The sequence below is a fragment of the Nocardia sp. 2TAF39 genome, from assembly GCF_052114905.1.
In the GTDB taxonomy this organism is placed as follows: domain Bacteria; phylum Actinomycetota; class Actinomycetes; order Mycobacteriales; family Mycobacteriaceae; genus Nocardia.
Genome location: NZ_JBFRFQ010000048.1, coordinates 1 through 14,882, shown reverse-complemented (window position 1 = coordinate 14,882; position 14,882 = coordinate 1). Strand labels below are relative to the sequence as shown.

16 protein-coding genes and 1 tRNA gene are annotated in these 14,882 nt (G+C 66.9%); 7 read left to right on the top strand and 10 right to left on the bottom strand.

The window, feature by feature from the left end; genetic code table 11:
• Positions 1-8: 8 nt before the first annotated feature.
• Positions 9-185: a DUF6374 family protein gene (locus tag AB4Z47_RS24890; protein WP_441954072.1), complete on the bottom strand. Its 177-nt coding sequence runs from the start codon at positions 183-185 to the stop codon at positions 9-11.
• A 313-nt stretch (positions 186-498) separates the two neighbouring features.
• Between AB4Z47_RS24890 and AB4Z47_RS24885 the strand changes: the two genes are divergently transcribed.
• Positions 499-846, top strand: a complete 348-nt coding sequence (locus AB4Z47_RS24885; RefSeq protein WP_441954070.1) for a hypothetical protein — start codon at positions 499-501, stop codon at positions 844-846.
• A 67-nt stretch (positions 847-913) separates the two neighbouring features.
• Here AB4Z47_RS24885 and AB4Z47_RS24880 read toward each other — a convergent pair whose 3' ends face one another.
• The 6 genes from AB4Z47_RS24880 to AB4Z47_RS24855 form a co-directional block, all read right to left on the bottom strand.
• Complete coding sequence (locus AB4Z47_RS24880) at positions 914-1,399, bottom strand: hypothetical protein (RefSeq protein ID WP_441954068.1); 486 nt, start codon at positions 1,397-1,399, stop codon at positions 914-916.
• Positions 1,400-1,624: 225 nt separating this feature from the next.
• A complete protein-coding gene (locus AB4Z47_RS24875) occupies positions 1,625-2,152 on the bottom strand; it encodes a hypothetical protein (protein ID WP_441954066.1) in 528 nt (175 codons plus the stop codon).
• Positions 2,153-2,232: 80 nt separating this feature from the next.
• Positions 2,233-2,305 (bottom strand) — tRNA-Arg (locus AB4Z47_RS24870).
• A 119-nt stretch (positions 2,306-2,424) separates the two neighbouring features.
• Positions 2,425-3,213 carry a DUF1542 domain-containing protein gene (locus AB4Z47_RS24865; protein ID WP_441954135.1) on the bottom strand — a complete coding sequence of 263 codons (789 nt, stop codon included), beginning with the start codon at positions 3,211-3,213 and terminating at the stop codon, positions 2,425-2,427.
• A gap of 83 nt (positions 3,214-3,296) precedes the next feature.
• Positions 3,297-4,769, bottom strand: a complete 1,473-nt coding sequence (locus AB4Z47_RS24860; RefSeq protein ID WP_441954064.1) for a flavin-containing monooxygenase — start codon at positions 4,767-4,769, stop codon at positions 3,297-3,299.
• A gap of 81 nt (positions 4,770-4,850) precedes the next feature.
• Positions 4,851-5,993, bottom strand: a complete 1,143-nt coding sequence (locus AB4Z47_RS24855; RefSeq protein ID WP_441954062.1) for an acyl-CoA dehydrogenase family protein — start codon at positions 5,991-5,993, stop codon at positions 4,851-4,853.
• A gap of 404 nt (positions 5,994-6,397) precedes the next feature.
• Here AB4Z47_RS24855 and AB4Z47_RS24850 point away from each other — a divergent pair, with 404 nt between their 5' ends.
• The 4 genes from AB4Z47_RS24850 to AB4Z47_RS24835 all read left to right on the top strand — a co-directional run bounded on the left by AB4Z47_RS24850 (position 6,398) and on the right by AB4Z47_RS24835 (position 9,961).
• Positions 6,398-6,793, top strand: coding sequence for an ArsR/SmtB family transcription factor (locus AB4Z47_RS24850; RefSeq protein WP_441954060.1), 396 nt, complete (start codon positions 6,398-6,400; stop codon positions 6,791-6,793).
• The gene (locus AB4Z47_RS24845) at positions 6,790-7,887 is read left to right on the top strand and encodes a cation diffusion facilitator family transporter (RefSeq protein WP_441954058.1); all 1,098 of its coding nucleotides are present in this window, start codon (positions 6,790-6,792) and stop codon (positions 7,885-7,887) included. The genes AB4Z47_RS24850 and AB4Z47_RS24845 overlap by 4 nt, the downstream gene beginning before the upstream one ends.
• Before the next feature lie 157 nt (positions 7,888-8,044).
• Complete coding sequence (locus AB4Z47_RS24840) at positions 8,045-8,290, top strand: hypothetical protein (RefSeq protein WP_441954057.1); 246 nt, start codon at positions 8,045-8,047, stop codon at positions 8,288-8,290.
• Between the two features lie 30 nt (positions 8,291-8,320).
• Positions 8,321-9,961 (top strand): long-chain fatty acid--CoA ligase, encoded by a 1,641-nt coding sequence (locus AB4Z47_RS24835; RefSeq protein ID WP_441954055.1) that lies wholly within the window; start codon positions 8,321-8,323, stop codon positions 9,959-9,961.
• Between the two features lie 16 nt (positions 9,962-9,977).
• Here AB4Z47_RS24835 and AB4Z47_RS24830 read toward each other — a convergent pair whose 3' ends face one another.
• From AB4Z47_RS24830 to AB4Z47_RS24820, 3 genes are all read right to left on the bottom strand, one after another.
• On the bottom strand, positions 9,978-10,526 hold the full coding sequence (locus AB4Z47_RS24830; RefSeq protein ID WP_441954053.1) for an HD domain-containing protein: 549 nt from the start codon (positions 10,524-10,526) through the stop codon (positions 9,978-9,980).
• A gap of 124 nt (positions 10,527-10,650) precedes the next feature.
• The gene (locus tag AB4Z47_RS24825; protein ID WP_441954051.1) at positions 10,651-11,043 is read right to left on the bottom strand and encodes an SCO5389 family protein; all 393 of its coding nucleotides are present in this window, start codon (positions 11,041-11,043) and stop codon (positions 10,651-10,653) included.
• A 63-nt stretch (positions 11,044-11,106) separates the two neighbouring features.
• Positions 11,107-12,171 (bottom strand): nitronate monooxygenase, encoded by a 1,065-nt coding sequence (locus AB4Z47_RS24820; protein ID WP_441954049.1) that lies wholly within the window; start codon positions 12,169-12,171, stop codon positions 11,107-11,109.
• A 232-nt stretch (positions 12,172-12,403) separates the two neighbouring features.
• Between AB4Z47_RS24820 and AB4Z47_RS24815 the strand changes: the two genes are divergently transcribed.
• Both AB4Z47_RS24815 and AB4Z47_RS24810 read left to right on the top strand, forming a co-directional pair.
• Positions 12,404-13,246 (top strand): M23 family metallopeptidase, encoded by an 843-nt coding sequence (locus tag AB4Z47_RS24815; protein ID WP_441954047.1) that lies wholly within the window; start codon positions 12,404-12,406, stop codon positions 13,244-13,246.
• 142 nt (positions 13,247-13,388) lie between these two features.
• Positions 13,389-14,372, top strand: a complete 984-nt coding sequence (locus tag AB4Z47_RS24810; protein ID WP_441954045.1) for a DNA-binding response regulator — start codon at positions 13,389-13,391, stop codon at positions 14,370-14,372.
• Positions 14,373-14,882: the final 510 nt, after the last annotated feature.

Sequence of the window (14,882 nt, the reverse complement as noted above, 5' to 3'; positions counted from 1 at the left end):
CGCGTTGATCATCCCGTGCCGTGGGCGGCGTCGGTGTAGATGCGCAGCGCCTCACCGAGCTTCCGCGCCATGATCTCAAGTGGTTCGGGTGGTAGGAATTTGCCGAAGGCGGCGGCGTCGAGCAGTTGGCGGCGCACGTCCTCTACCTGCATTCGCGCGAAGTCGAGTCGGTTGAGTTCGGGCATGGCCCGACCTTACAACGAATCGAACATATGTTCTATACTGACTCGACGGAAATTCACCCAGTTGGGGTGAAGCGAGTACCGATGCGCAGTCGGCAGCCCGCTCATGATCCGTACCAGGTCGGCCGAGAGCAACCGAGCAGGCCTCCGCCGCGCCCTCGCCCGACCCGCCTACGGCCCAATCTGCCTGACGTCCGGCGTATCGCGGCGTGCATGCAGTTCACCCAAAAAGGGTGAACCGCGTAGCGCTACACGGTCGGCACCATGGTCCTGTCAATGGGTTAAAAGTCAATGCCACAACTAAAGGGAGTGCACCATGACTGAAACTGGCTTTGCGATCAAAAAAATCACCCCACAGCCGTCGGTTCCCGAGGCGCCTGCCGAGAAAGCTGCACCCGGTTACTACCAGCTTTACAACGACACGGGCAGGCAGGTCTCGGTCTTCCTACAGGAATACTGGAACCCGAAAGCGGTGTTCGACCTGGCGCCCGGTGCGACCAGCGACCAGTTCGAGGGTGGGCACGAAATGTACTTCCTGCTCTCGGACTCTGGCCAGTCCAAGATACTTGAATGGGACACCTCGGACGCGTCCCAGTGGACGTGCAGGTATCACTTCTCCGGTTGGCCGCACCAGGATGTGAACAACGTCAGTTCCTTCCAGTAGATTCCGCAGCTGAAGCGGTCTGGGGCGGGGCGAAGGGTCGGAGCGCGAGCGGGTTTGCAATGCATCCCTACTCATCCGGCAGCGCGCTCAGGATCCGCCCCAGATCCGCCGAGAACGCCCGAACAGGCTCCGGCCACACTCTCTCGCGTACGGTCGGCGGCTCATCGACGCGTCTACGGGCCATTCCCGGGGACTTCCGGGGTTCGTACGTTTGGGTATTGGCAGCGAACAACGCTTGTGCGGCGGCCCGTTGCTCGGCCGTCGCTGGCGGCGCTGCAGTGAGCGCTGGCCGGTACTCCGGCGCGTGGCTGACCGGCCGCCATGCACGGATCCGGGCGGTGACGTGTCCGGGCATGATGCGCTCGGTCGATTCGGAGTAATGCGCGCGGATCGCCACGAGCGCTTCCTCCCGGTTCCAGCGGGCACGCTGCGCTGCGTCCAACCATCCGGATTGCATGAGGCGGTCGATGTTTCGGCTGTCGTAGGACTGGGCGACCTGAAGCAGAACAAGGATCTCGTCGGGGGTCACGATGCCTGCCTCCTCGTAGCTCACGACGCGGTCTCGATCGCTGTCACGCTCCACACATCGAGCTGCGCGACGGCGCCGGTCCGGTCTGGCATCGGGATGCCAGCGGCGGCGAGGATGCGGGGGTCCGGGTTCTGCTTGAGCGCTTCGGCTTTCGCGAACGTGATTTCTGCTGGAGCCAGCGTGGCGCTCTGTGGGCCACTGGCGGGCCTGGCGACCGTGCGCGGGTTCTCGGCCGCCCGACGAATCCAGTTACGTACACGCGGCTATGTCATGAATGACGCAACCCCGGTCGAATAGACCGGCGCTGACCGCAGTCGTCATCGTCGGGCGGATCGGCTCTCGTCTGCGCGCATGCCCGAGTTGGAGTGTGATCTGATCGAGAATCTCGCGCGTGGCTGCGAGCAACGAGAGCGATCCCGTCGACTCGGTGATATCCGAGTCGGACGTGCCGATGAACCAGGTCTCGATGGGCGACCGGGGCGGAGGTGGCGACCATGCATCAGCCGGATGGACGGTAGTCCGGTCGGGATACCTGTCCAACGGGGTGTAGACATCGTGTGTGACGGGTTGACGGCGTCCTTCGAGGTTCGATACGTCGGTGGTGCGGAAGGAGAGCGCATCGCTGCCGCGCAGGGGAAGGCGCTTGCCGCGCTGTTGAAATGGCAGGCGTTTGCTCTGAAGTCGGCCGGTCCTGAATTCCGGCGAGTTGCCGGCTTGGTTGCCCATGGTTTGTGTTTCCCTAGAGGGCTCGCACCAGGGCAACCGTTTGACCTGCACATTTCGGTTTTGTTGGCTATCCGGAAGCGATGCACGGATCAGGAAAACCTGCTGACCTGCGGAAACGCGTCGCAGGTTTGTGCCCTCGGCAGGATTCGAACCTGCGACACCCGCTTTAGGAGAGCGGTGCTCTATCCCCTGAGCTACGAAGGCTGGTTGGATGGGCGCTGGGCCTACCCGGGACGTCAGCAGTCTACCGGGTCGAGGGCTGGGATTCCGCATCGCTTTCCGGTGCGGATTGAAACTGGCAGTTCCGGGCTGTGGCCGACGGATCAGAACCCTCCGTCGAAGCCGCCGCCTCCGTCGAAACCGCCTCCGTCGTAGCCTCCGCTGTCGTAACCACCCGAGTAGTCACCACCCTGGTCATACCCCGCGCCTGATCCGCCGCCGTCGTCGGCCGCGAGCCCGTCCTGGTATCCCTCGCCGTATCCGCTCTCGAACCCCTGCGCGTCATATCCCACTCCGGACATCCCGGAGAACAGCGATGTGAACAGCAGTGCGGAGCCGAGGCCCCAGGCGCCGCCGACCAGGGCGGGCTTCCACCAGGGCTCGGAGTACCAGCCCGCGGGAACCGGTCGTCCGGCGACTCGTCCGCCGGGATAGTAGTTCGGCGTCGCCGAGGAGGGCTCGGGCGAGGCCGCGATCTTCCTGCCGTCGTACTGGACGACTCGCTTCTCGCTGACCTGTCCGGCGGTGTCCTGCCCGTCGAGCGCCGCGACCGCGGGACCAGGGTCCATGCGCATGGCGGTGCGTGCGGCCCTGATGTAGTAAAGACCTTCCAGCGCGGTCTGTTTCGCCAGCCGCGCCTGGGCAGGTGAGCGGGCCTGATCGAGTTGCGATCCCGCCGCGAGATGCCGTTCGGACGCGTCGGCCAGTGCCTGCACGGCCGCGTCGTTGCTGCCGCTGAGGGTGTAGACCTGGCCGCCGAGTCGCTCGTTCACCTGCCGTGCTTCGGCGAGCGCGTCGGCGAGTTCGGTCGCCGCGCGCTGTTTGCTCCGCCGCGCCTGCCACACCAGCAAGGCGGCAAGCGTCACGATCACCACGACGATCAGCAGCCACAACACCGCGTACCTCTTCCGTTGCCTCGACCCCGGACAATGCCAGTTTACTGGCGGCTTGCTGAGACCGGGCTGAGCAGGCAACGCTAGGGCACGGCGGCGGGTGCCTGTGCCTCGTCGTAGTCGGCGGGGTCGAAAGTCCTTGTCTTCCAGCGGTAGAGCACGGTGGCGCCGGGCCAGTTGTTCGTGATCCGTCCCGCCGCGTTCCGATACCAGCTGGAGCAGAAGTTCCACGGCGTATATTTCAGCCGCTTCTGCAGCCAGTCGTCCCAGCGCTGCTCGGTGGCGGCGCGGGCGGTGAGATAGTGCCCGGGCCGGTTGGTGAGGTGCTGCACCACCTGGCGAATGTAGCGGGCCTGCGATTCGAGCATGTAGATGATCGAGCCGGAACCGACGTTGGTGTTCGGTCCGTACATCATGAACAGATTCGGGAAGTGCGGCACGGAAAGGCCGAGGTAGGCGCGCGCGCCCGTGTCGCCCCAGACGTCGGCCAGCTTGCGCCCGCCGAGACCGTAGATGTTCATCGGCGCCAGGAACTCGGTGCCCTTGAACCCGGTGCCGTAGATGATGACGTCCACCTCGTGCTCGACGCCGTCGGCGGTGCGGATTCCGGTCGGCGTGATCGCCTCGATCGCGGTGGTCTCCACGGTGACGTTCGGCTGCGCCAGCGCGGGGAAGTATTCGTTGGAGAAGAGGCCGCGTTTGCAGCCGGCCGCGTAGTCGGGCGTCAGCTTCGCGCGCAGTTCGGCGTCGGGCACCTGCGCGGCGCGGTGCCGGTCGGCAAGTGCGATGACGGGGGTCTTCACCGCAGGGATGTCGGTGAGCGCCAGCGCCATCACCTCGAAGAAGGACCAGATCGCGAAGCGCTCGGCGAGGCGGCTGGGCGGGAAGTGCTTGAACAGCGCGTGGTGCACGGCGTTGTACTCGACGTCGGCCTTCGGCAGCACCCAGGCCGCCGAACGCTGGAACAGCCTGAGATGCGCGACCTTCGGCTGGATGCGCGGGATGTACTGGATCGCGCTGGCTCCGGTGCCGATGCAGGCGACGCGTGTGCCGGTGAGGTCGACCTCATGGTTCCACTCGGCGGAGTGGAAGGCGGGACCGGCGAAGGTGTCGATCCCCGGGATGTTCGGCAGGGCGGGACGCGACAGCTGCCCGACCGCCGGGACCAGGATGTCGGCGGTGAGCCGCGACCCGTCGGCCGTTTCGACGGTCCACTGGCCGGTCCGCTCGTCGAACTCCGCGTCGGTCACCTCGGTGCCGAAGCGGATGAAGTGCTCCAGGCCGTGCTTCGCGGCGACGCCGCGCATATACGTATGGATATCCCGCTGTTCGGAGAAACGCCGTGGCCAATCCGATTTCGGTTCGTAGGACCAGGAGTACAGCGGCGACGGCACGTCACACGCCGCACCGGGGTAGGTGTTCTCGCGCCACACGCCGCCGAGATCGTCGGCGCGCTCCAGGATGGTGAACGTGTCCAATCCGGCCCGCCGCAGCTCCAGTGCCATGCCGAGCCCGCCGAAACCGGCTCCGATGATGATGATGGACGGCGTTGTCATGCCTCGAGCGTAAGACGCGAATCCACAGGTCCGAAGACATCCGCGGTCACTGAATCGGTATTTTCGGCCAATTCGCGGTGATCAGTTCTCGGCAAGCTGACGGGCGATGACCAGGCGTTGGATCTGGTTGGTCCCTTCGAATATCTGCATCACCTTGGCCTCGCGCATGTATCGCTCGACGGGGAAGTCCTGGGTGTAGCCGTAGCCGCCGAACACCTGGACCGCGTCGGTGGTGACCTTCATGGCGGCGTCGGTGGCGACGAGTTTGGCCACGCTGGCCTGGCGGGAGTACGGCAGGCCCATGTCACGACGCCGCGCGGCGTCGATATACGTAGCGCGTGCGGAGTCGACGGCGGCGGCCATGTCGGCGAGTACGAAGCCGAGGCCCTGGTGGTCGATGATGTGGCGGCCGAACGCCTCGCGCTCCTTGGCGTAGGCGACTGCGTCGTCCAGGGCGCGTTGCGCCAGACCGGTGGCGACCGCGGCGATGCCCAGTCGGCCGGAGTCCAAGGCGCTGAAGGCGATCGAAAGTCCCTGTCCTTCGGTGCCGATCAAGCGTTCGCCGGGCAGGAACGCGTCGTCGTAGGCGGCGGTGGTGGTCGGCACGGCACGCAGGCCCATCTTCGCCTCGGGTTTGCCGAAGCTCAGTCCTTCGGCATCCTTCGGGACGAGGAAGCAGGAGACGCCGCGCGAGCCTTCGCCGGTGCGGGCGAACAGGGTGTAGAAGTCGGCGCGGCCGCCGTTGGTGATCCAGGCTTTGGCGCCGTTGATTCGGTAACCGCCTTCGACGCGAGTCGCCCGACACCGCAGCGCGGCCGCGTCCGATCCGGCGTGTGGCTCGGAAAGGCTGTAGGCGCCGATGGTTTCGCCGGAGAGCATCCTGGACAGCCAGCGCTGCTTCTGCTCGTCGGTACCGAAAGTGAACAGCGGATGGCACGACAGGCTGTGCACGCTGACCGCGACCGCGACGGCGGCCCAGCGGGCGGCCAGTTCCTCGAGCACCTGGAGGTACACCTCGTAGGGTTGGTCGCCGCCGCCGAACTCCTCCGGGTACGGCAGGCTGAGCAGTCCGGCCGCGCCGAGCGCGGGGAAGACGCCGTCGGGGAAGGTCCCGGTCTGCTCGCAGTCGACCACTCGCGGTTCCAGCACCTTGTCGGCGATATCGCGGGTCAGTTCGAGCAGATCCCTGGCCTCGGGGGTGGGCAGCATACGGTCCACTGGCATGTCGTCTACTCCGGCGGTACTCGGTGGTTTGTCTCGTGACTCACAGTAACCGCGGCCTTGCCGGGCGTGCGGCCGAGTTGCCGGGCGCTCGGACGGCCGGATCTGCACGTGCAGATGTGTGCACGGCAGGCGCGTGAACTTCGGTGTGGCGCTACAGGTTTCGCACTGGTCACCGCGCCGCCGCGTACGAGATCCGAAACCGCACTCGCCTCTGTGAAATCTCGTTTGTCTCATTCGGGTGATATCGGTTCACTCGGCTGGCGCGCAAGCGCCACACTCGACTAAGACAGAAAGCTGTTCGGGTCCGGGGGCGACCGGTGTGTCGGCGGCGACGCAGGGGGTGCCGCCGCCACACCGGCTCGGAGTGCTGGTGTCTGACCCGTTTCCTGCCTTATTATCTGCGTATGAATGCAGATAACCAGGAAATGCGTCCTCCGCTCGCGGAAGACCAGGTCGGTCTGGTTGTCGAGGTATTCAGGATGCTGGCCGATCCCACCCGTGTGCAGGTGCTGTGGGCCCTGGTCGACCGCGAACTGTCGGTGAACGACTTGGCCGGACAGATCGGCAAGCCCGCATCCTCGGTGTCGCAGCATCTGGCGAAACTGCGGATGGCGCGGCTGGTGAACACCCGCCGATCGGGCACGACGATCTTCTACAGCCTGGAGAACGAGCACGTTCGGCAGCTGGTGATGGACGCGGTGTACAACGCCGAGCACGCCGGGCCCGGTGTTCCGCCACATCACCGCGGCGACGACGTGGTCCGCGAACTGCCTCGACAAGATGGGACGGACGCCCGATGAGCCACGCGAAACATGCTGCCGGAGCGGAAGATCCGCGCGGAGCGGATGCGCACCTACACGAACACCACCTCGGCAACGGACACCGGCACCATACGCATGCCGGACACCGCCACGCGCACGAGAAGCCACGGGGTCTGCGCGGCGTCCTGCGGGAGATCTTCGTCCCGCACAGCCACGATGCCGCCGACAGCGTGGACGACGCGCTGGAGACCAGCGCGATCGGCATCCGCGCGGTCAAGATCAGCCTGATCGTCCTCGGGATCACCGCGTCGCTGCAGCTGCTGGTGGTTGGCGTGTCCGGGTCGGTGGCGTTGGCGGCCGATACCATCCACAACTTCTCCGACGCGCTGACCGCCGTCCCGCTGTGGATCGCGTTCGCCCTCGGTCGCAGGGCCGCGACCCGGCGCTACACCTACGGATTCGGCAGGGCCGAGGACCTGGCCGGGCTGTTCGTCGTCGCCATGATCGCCCTCTCGGCGTTGATCGCCGGTTATCAGGCGGTGCGCAGACTGATCGATCCGGTGCCCATCGAGCATCTGGGCTGGGTCGCGGCAGCGGGAGTTATCGGGTTCCTCGGCAACGAGACAGTCGCGCTCTACCGAATCCGGGTCGGGCGTCATATCGGCTCGGCTGCGCTGGTCGCCGACGGACTGCACGCGCGCACCGACGGGCTCACATCGCTGGCCGTGCTGCTCGGCGCGGGGGGAGTGGCGCTCGGCTTCCCGCTCGCCGACCCAATCGTGGGGATGCTGATCACTGTCGCGATCCTCGCGGTGCTACGGACCGCGGCACGGGACGTGCTGCGCAGGCTGATGGACGCCGTCGAGCCCAGGTTGGTCAGCGTGGCCGAACGGGCGCTGGCCGCCGAGCCGGACGTGCAGGGCGTGCGCAGCCTGCGCATGCGCTGGATCGGGCATCGCCTGCACGCCGACGTCGAGCTCGACGTCGCACCGACGATCACGCTCGCGGACGCCCATCGGGTCGCGCACGACGCCGAGCACACGCTCACCCACGTCGTGCCGAAACTGAATACCGCCGTGGTCCATGCGTATCCGGCGCACAGCGGGGCGGACCGGACCGCTCCGACCGGATAGCCCAGCTGACCAGCGGCGGCTGATGGCGACCGCACGTCCGGCCGGATTCCCGCCAGGCCTTGCCCGCCGCGCCCTACTGTTGGGTAGCATCGCCGATGTGATGTGGCTCATGGTCGGTGTGTGCTGAAACATGCCGGCGCGCGTACCGAACCTCCCCATGCATCCCGACCTGGTCCGATGGAGCCATATTCCAGAGCATCTCGACTCTGGTATCCGGCGCGCCTTCGGGCACCTCGGCGTCACCGACGACGTAGCCCTGGGCCGGCCCCGAGCGCATGCCGTCGTGCGCCATGCGCGCCAGCGGTATACCGACCCGTACCCCGAGGTGATGCGCGGGATCGGGGTGCCCTACGGGATCACGTCGGAGACGCCGAAGGTTGCCGACACCGACTTGGCTTTCTGAGGGGAAGTCACTGAAGAAAAAGGAGTTCCGATGTTGAGCACCATGCAGGACGAGCCGTTGTCGCTGGCCACGTTGCTGCGCTACGCATCGACGTTCGTCGGCGATTCCACCGTGTCCACCTGGACCGGTACCGGCGTGCGCACCATGACCTACCGGGAGGTCGGCGCCGAGTCGGTACGGCTGGCGAACGCGTTGCGCGGGTTGGGGATCGGCGTCGGCGACCGGGTCGGCACGTTCATGTGGAACAACAACGAGCACTTGGTCGCCTACGTCGCGGTGCCCGCAATGGGTGCGGTGCTGCATGCGCTGAACATCCGGCTGTTCCCGGACCAGGTTGTGTACGTGGCCAACCACGCCGAAGACCAGGTGGTGCTGGTGGACGGCACGCTGGTGCCGATGTTCACCCAGTTGCTGCCGAAGATGAAGACGGTCCGCCACGTCATCGTGGTCAACGGCGACGCGGCGACGCTCACCGCGCCGGACGGTGTCCAGGTGCACTCCTACACCGAACTGCTCGGCGCGCAGCCGGATACCTACGACTTCCCGGTGATCGACGAGCGGTCCGCCGCAGCAATGTGCTACACCTCCGGCACCACGGGCGACCCGAAGGGCGTGGTGTATTCGCACCGCTCCAACTGGCTGCACGCGATGCAGGTCGCCGCGAACAACGGCATGGGTCTGATCGGCACCGACACCATCCTCACCATCGTGCCGCTGTTCCACGCGAACGCATGGGGCCTGCCGTATGCCGCACTGATGTCCGGGGCGAACCTGCTCATGCCGGACCGCTTCCTGCAGCCGGGCCCGCTGCTCGAGTGCATGGCCGATCAGAAACCGTCCTTCGCCGCCGCAGTGCCCACCATCTGGGGCGGGGTGCTGGCTGGTCTCGCGGCGAAACCACAGGACATCACGCACCTGCGCTCGGTCGTGGTGGGCGGCTCGGCCGTTCCGCCGTCGATGATGCGCGCCTTCCGGGACAAGCACGGCGTGCGGGTCCTGCACGCGTGGGGTATGACGGAGACCTCGCCCCTGGGCAGTGTCGCGCACCCGCCGGCGAGTGCGCTCACCGAGGAAGACCAGTGGGCCTACCGGGTGACCCAGGGCCGGTTCCCGGCCGGCGTGCAGGCTCGCCTGGTCGCCGACGACGGCAGCGTGGTCCCCACCGACGGTGAATCGCTCGGTGAGCTGGAAGTACGCGGCCCCTGGATCACCACCTCCTACTACTCGCCGGACGGCGTCTCGGTGGACGCCGAGAAGTTCCACGATGGTTGGTTGCGCACCGGCGACGTCGGCAAGATCAGCAGGGACGGCTACCTCACCCTGGTGGACCGCTCCAAGGACGTGATCAAGTCGGGCGGCGAATGGATTTCGTCGGTGGATTTGGAAAACGCCGTCATGGGGCACCCTGCGGTCGCCGAGGCGGCCGTGATCGGGGTGCCGGACGAGAAGTGGGACGAGCGGCCGCTGGTGGCGATCGTGCTCGCCGAGGGCGCCGAGGCGAAACCCGAGGAGCTGCGCGAGTTCCTGGCCGACAAGGTCGCGAAATGGCAGCTGCCGGAACGCTGGACGTTCATCGCGGAGGTGCCGAAGACCAGCGTGGGCAAGTTCGACAAGAAGCGGCTGCGCACCCACTACGCCGAGGGCGACTTGGACGTCACCACGCTCGGCTGAGCACAACCACCCCACGTCACCACTTCAGCATCGGCAGTGGTGACGTGGGGTTGGTGCACAGTCGCCGCGCGGCCAGCCGCACCAGCGCGCGGTGGAAGCCGTTGTCCGGATACCGTCTTGCCAGTTCACGGTACGCCGCCCTGGATACACCGAACCGGCCGAGCAGCCCGAACTCGACGTCGATCGCGTCGGCGCGGCGGAAGATCTCGACCGCGTCGTCCGGCGTACCCGCGGCACGGATCTTGTGGTGCTCGGTGATCATCGGCACCACCACCCCGGCCAGGTCGCCCCGGTCGATGCTCGCCAACCAGGCCCGTGCGTGGTCGCAGGAGGGCGCGAGGTAGTCGAAGGTACCGGCCGACCAGATACCGATGTCGTGCAGGGTGGCGGCGGTCAGATACTCCTCGCGGCTGCTCGGTGGGGGTTGCTGATCATCTGCCAGAAGATCGCACAGAGCTAGCACGCGCAGCACGTGATTGGTGTAGGCGGCACGGTCCCCGCCGAGCTGTTGCTGCCACGGCGCCAGCCTTCCCTCGATCTCATCCCGAAGATCGTTGCTGCTCATGCCGGTTCACACTACTCGAAGGGCTGGACGGCAGCCGGTGCCGACGCGCAAGGTGCGATGCTGACAAGAGAACACCCGGCGCGTGCCGAAACCGCTTGCCGCGCCGGGTGTCAGAGTTTGCCGATCAGCAGTTGCGCAGCTCCGGGCTCTGGTTGAGCAGCTGGGCCCTGGTGCCGATGAACGTGGTGTAGGTGTCGCCGCCGACCGCGGAGATCGGGAACGCGGCCACCCGGTGGCAATTCTGGAAAGCGAGCTTCACCCCGAAATGCCGTTCCAGTCCGCCCCGGATCGCGTCCGAGGCCATGGCGCGCAGCAGCTGCCCGCGGGCCACCTCGTCCGGTGGCGGAACCGTGTTGTCGGCGAATTCGGCAGTGCCGGACTGCAAGTCACCGGCGACCCGGCTGACGACTTCCCAAGCGTAGGGCAGCGAATTGCGGACGACCTCGACGAAGTCGGCGTCGTCGACCTCGCCGCGCTCGGCGCGTTCGAGTAGTTCGGTGGGGACATCGAGGGACATAGCGCTTTCCTCCAGGGATAGACGGTCGATGCGATGCCTCTCGATTCTAATCGAAAGTCGTTGTCAACAAGGCTGGATTCGGCGCGAAAGTGCTGATTCCAGTGCGCTTTTCGTGTCGGTGGCCAGTGTCCGAACCAGTTCGCGTGCGGGTAACTCCGGTGCCAGGGCGTGCGTTTGCCCAGCCCACAGGTTCACCTCGTCCGGGTTGCCGGCCGTCCGTGCTGCCGCCCGCAGCGGGGCGGTGGCGTAGTGGATCTCCGGGTACGCGGCAGGCGCGGTCGCGGAGTGCTCGATCATGAATCGGTTGCGCAACCCGCGCGCACGGCGTCCGGTGAAGGCGCGGGTGAGCATCGTGGGGGTGTCCTCGGTGAGCGCGGCGCGGTGCACCTGATTGGTGCCCGCCTCGGGACAGCGCAGAAACACGGTGCCGAGTTGCACGGCGGCGGCGCCCGCCGCTAACGCCGCGGCGATGCCCGCACCCGTGACGATACCGCCGGTGGCCACGAGCGGCCGATCGGTGGCGGCGGTCAGGATCTGCAGCAGGGCCAGTAGTGTGAGCGGATCGGTCGCGTCATCGGCCGGTCGGTCCACGAAGGTGGCGCGGTGCCCGCCCGCCTCCGCGCCTTGGGCGATGAGGACGTCGGCGCCCGCCTCGACCGCGACGCGTGCCTCGGCCGCCGACGTCACCGTCACCCAGGCCTCGGCGTCGACGGCATGCAGCCGGGCGATCTCCTCGATGGTCGGGCAGCCGAAGGTGAACGAGACGGCCGCGACCGGATCGGCGACGAGCAGGTCCAACTTGGCGTCCCAGTCGTCGGTGTCGAACTTCGCGTCACCGAGCTCATGGTCGGCGCCGAGTTCGGTGAGATAGTCCGCGAGCTCGGCGGCGGGCGTCTCGGGTCCCGGCGCGAACAGATTGACGCCGAACGGCTTGTCGGTTGCGGCGCGGGTCGCCGCGATCCGCGTGGCGGTGTCGGCGGCGCTCAGGTAGCCGGCCGCCAGCTGGCCGAAACCGCCCGCTTCGGCGACCGCGGCGGTGAGTTCGGGAGTGGAGGGCCCGCCCGCCATCGGGGCCAGCACGATCGGGACGCCCAGTTGGTCGATGATCACGGTCCGAGTCTCGCTCATGTGGGCAGGTAACCCAGACTTCAACAGCAACTTTTCCGCAAAAGGTTGCGGAATGGTCACGACGAGGTAGAGTTCCCGTCACAACGGACGCCAAAACGTTATCTAAACCGGCTTCACCGGATCGTTATGAACCGGTCGTCGCCAATCATGGCATCCGGGACGAACCCCTGTTCTTCGAGGCAAGGACGCAGCTTTGTCGCAGCACCGTGTAGGCCCCAGTTCCATAACCGTCATGAGCCTGATCGGCGATGGTGTCACGGGTCGGCCGACGCGGCACCGCGCCGAGCCGTCCTCGACCGGCCGGGCGAAGTTCGCCGCGAGCGTCGTGGTTGCCACCGGCGCGCTGATCGGCACCGCCAGCCAGGTCACCTACGCGTCCCCGCAGTTGCCCGGTGCGCACGACGCCGACGACGAGGTGGCCGAACAGGTCACCGCGAAGGGCACCGGAATCACGCAGGTCGCCGAGCTGAAAACCGCGCAGCAGCCGGTTGTCGAGGCCAGGGGGGAGCTCGCTCCGGCCGCCGCTAAGGCCGCCACCCAGGCCGCGACCGAGATTGCTGCTCCGGTGGCCGCTCCGTTCGGCATCCCGAACCTGCCGCCGGAGGTCGTCGGACCGCTGGCTCAGGCCGAGGAGGCTCTCCAGGGCGCGCAGCAGCAGGTCGCTCCGGCCCCGGCGGTGCGCCCAGTGGGCGGCGAGATCAGCTCCGGATTCGGCAGCCGCTGGGGTGCCATGCACTATGGCCTCGACTTCGCGGACACGCTCGGCTCGCCGATCCACTCGGTCAGCAACGGCACAGTGATCGAGGCGGGCCCGGCCTCCGGTTTCGGCCTGTGGGTACGCGTGCTGCAGGACGACGGCACCACCGCGGTCTATGGCCACGTGAACGAGATGTTCGTGCACGCGGGCCAGCGGGTGAACGCGGGCGACGTGATCGCCACCGTCGGCAACCGGGGCCAGTCGACCGGTCCGCATCTGCACCTGGAGATTTGGGACCAGGGCGGCACCAAGATCGACCCGATGCCTTACCTGGCCGCCAAGGGTGTGCCTCTGCAGTGGGGCCCGTCCGCGCACTGAGTTCAGCTGCCGGGCTTGCTGTTCCGACGATCACGCCGGTGTCTACCGCGAGGTGTCCGCACTGCGGCGGTACGATGAGCGCTTCGCGATTCGGTCTGCTCGAGCCGCCCCACAGGCACCGGTCGGTCGTTAGGCTCGGGCCGTGACCGAGCTGGGCGACATCTTCGAGCCTGGGTCACCGCACGGCCGCACCTACGCCGTGCTGGTGCACCATCCGCGATCGAGCCTCGCCGATATCGCGCAGTACCTGGGCGTTTCGGCAGACCTCGCCGCGGACTCGTTGAATCTGTTGTGTGAATTGCGCGCCGCGGTCCGCATCGAGTCGCCCGACGGCGACCCGGTATGGGACGCGCACGCGCCGGAATCGTTGTCCGAAGCCGAAGCGCGGCGCAGGCAGCTGGAAATCAACCAGATGCATTCTGCCGCCGCGCGGCTGAGCGAGACGTTTCGTTCGGTGCGCCGCTCGCCACGCGGCAACGGCGCGGTGGTACCCGTGTTCGAGCGCTTGGAGATGCTCGCGGATTTCGAGGAGATGCAGACCGGTGCGCGCGCCTGCGTCAAGCTCGTCGAACGCGGCCCCTATCTCAGCGATCTGGACCGTGAGCGCCAGTTGTTCCAGCTCAAACGAGCCAGGATCGGCGAAGGCATCCGCTACCAGACCCTCTATCAAGACACGGTCTACCAGGACCCGGAGCGCCTGCGGCACGCATTGGCCACCAATGCCAGTGGGGCGCAGGCCAGAACGCTGCCCGAGCCGCCGTTCAAGCTGATCATCAGCGACGACGAACGGGCCAGCCTGGTGCTGCACGCCGACGAACGCAGGCCCGACCCGATGGGTCTGCGGATCACCGGCTCATCCACGCTGGACCTGCTGATCAAGACCTTCGACGTGCTCTGGGCACTGGCCGCGCCCATCTCGGTGAATCCGAGCGCGGAGGCGCTGGACGAACGTGACCGGGCGATCCTGACCCTGATGGGTCTCGGCGCCACCGACGACACCATCGCCCGCAGGCTCGGAATGTCCCGACGCACCGTGGTCCGCCGTACCGCCCGGCTGCTGGAGCGGCTCGGCGCGAGCACCCGGTTCCAGGCGGGGGTGCAGGCCACCCGGCGTGGATGGCTGTGAACAAGTAGACCGATTCGCCCACTCCTGCAACATGACAGAACCTGCATCGATCCAACGGCAGGAATCAGGTACTGCACCACTTCCGTGCGGGATCGGACGGTGTTCGACGAAAGGATGGCAGTACCAGAGGGTGCGCGCACCACAGCAGCGGCAGCCGTGACAATCCCATCGCGCGTGGCTACCGATCAGTCCCTAATATGATTGCTCGGACCGCACTGGCCTCGGAAATCACGCCCTTGATCGGGGTAGGGCCGAGTCCTGGCTCGATGCGAGAGGTGAATGCACTCGAATGGAAACTGCCCGTCGATCCGCTCGTGGTAGCCGTCGCCGCAGGTCGAGCAGTTTGCTTTTCGGGCAGTTACTCACGGCTGCGGTCGAGTCCGCCGCCACTGAGGTCGCGATCAGGTTCAATCCGACGGGAGATCCTGTCGATGATCGTGAGTTGACCTACGCGGAGTTGGACTCGGCGTCCTCGCGGTTGGCGAGGGAGTTGATCGAGCGTGGTGTCGG

Bases quoted from the DNA above. Each gene is read 5' to 3' on its own strand.
- AB4Z47_RS24815 (WP_441954047.1), top strand. From the start codon at position 12,404: ATGAGCCTGATCGGCGATGGTGTCACGGGTCGGCCGACGCGGCACCGC.
- AB4Z47_RS24885 (WP_441954070.1), top strand. From the start codon at position 499: ATGACTGAAACTGGCTTTGCGATCAAAAAAATCACCCCACAGCCGTCG.
- AB4Z47_RS24855 (WP_441954062.1), bottom strand. From the start codon at position 5,993: ATGCCAGTGGACCGTATGCTGCCCACCCCCGAGGCCAGGGATCTGCTC.
- AB4Z47_RS24850 (WP_441954060.1), top strand. From the start codon at position 6,398: ATGAATGCAGATAACCAGGAAATGCGTCCTCCGCTCGCGGAAGACCAG.
- AB4Z47_RS24825 (WP_441954051.1), bottom strand. From the start codon at position 11,043: ATGTCCCTCGATGTCCCCACCGAACTACTCGAACGCGCCGAGCGCGGC.
- AB4Z47_RS24820 (WP_441954049.1), bottom strand. From the start codon at position 12,171: ATGAGCGAGACTCGGACCGTGATCATCGACCAACTGGGCGTCCCGATC.
- AB4Z47_RS24845 (WP_441954058.1), top strand. From the start codon at position 6,790: ATGAGCCACGCGAAACATGCTGCCGGAGCGGAAGATCCGCGCGGAGCG.
- AB4Z47_RS24890 (WP_441954072.1), bottom strand. From the start codon at position 185: ATGCCCGAACTCAACCGACTCGACTTCGCGCGAATGCAGGTAGAGGAC.
- AB4Z47_RS24830 (WP_441954053.1), bottom strand. From the start codon at position 10,526: ATGAGCAGCAACGATCTTCGGGATGAGATCGAGGGAAGGCTGGCGCCG.
- AB4Z47_RS24840 (WP_441954057.1), top strand. From the start codon at position 8,045: ATGCATCCCGACCTGGTCCGATGGAGCCATATTCCAGAGCATCTCGAC.
- AB4Z47_RS24835 (WP_441954055.1), top strand. From the start codon at position 8,321: ATGTTGAGCACCATGCAGGACGAGCCGTTGTCGCTGGCCACGTTGCTG.
- AB4Z47_RS24860 (WP_441954064.1), bottom strand. From the start codon at position 4,769: ATGACAACGCCGTCCATCATCATCATCGGAGCCGGTTTCGGCGGGCTC.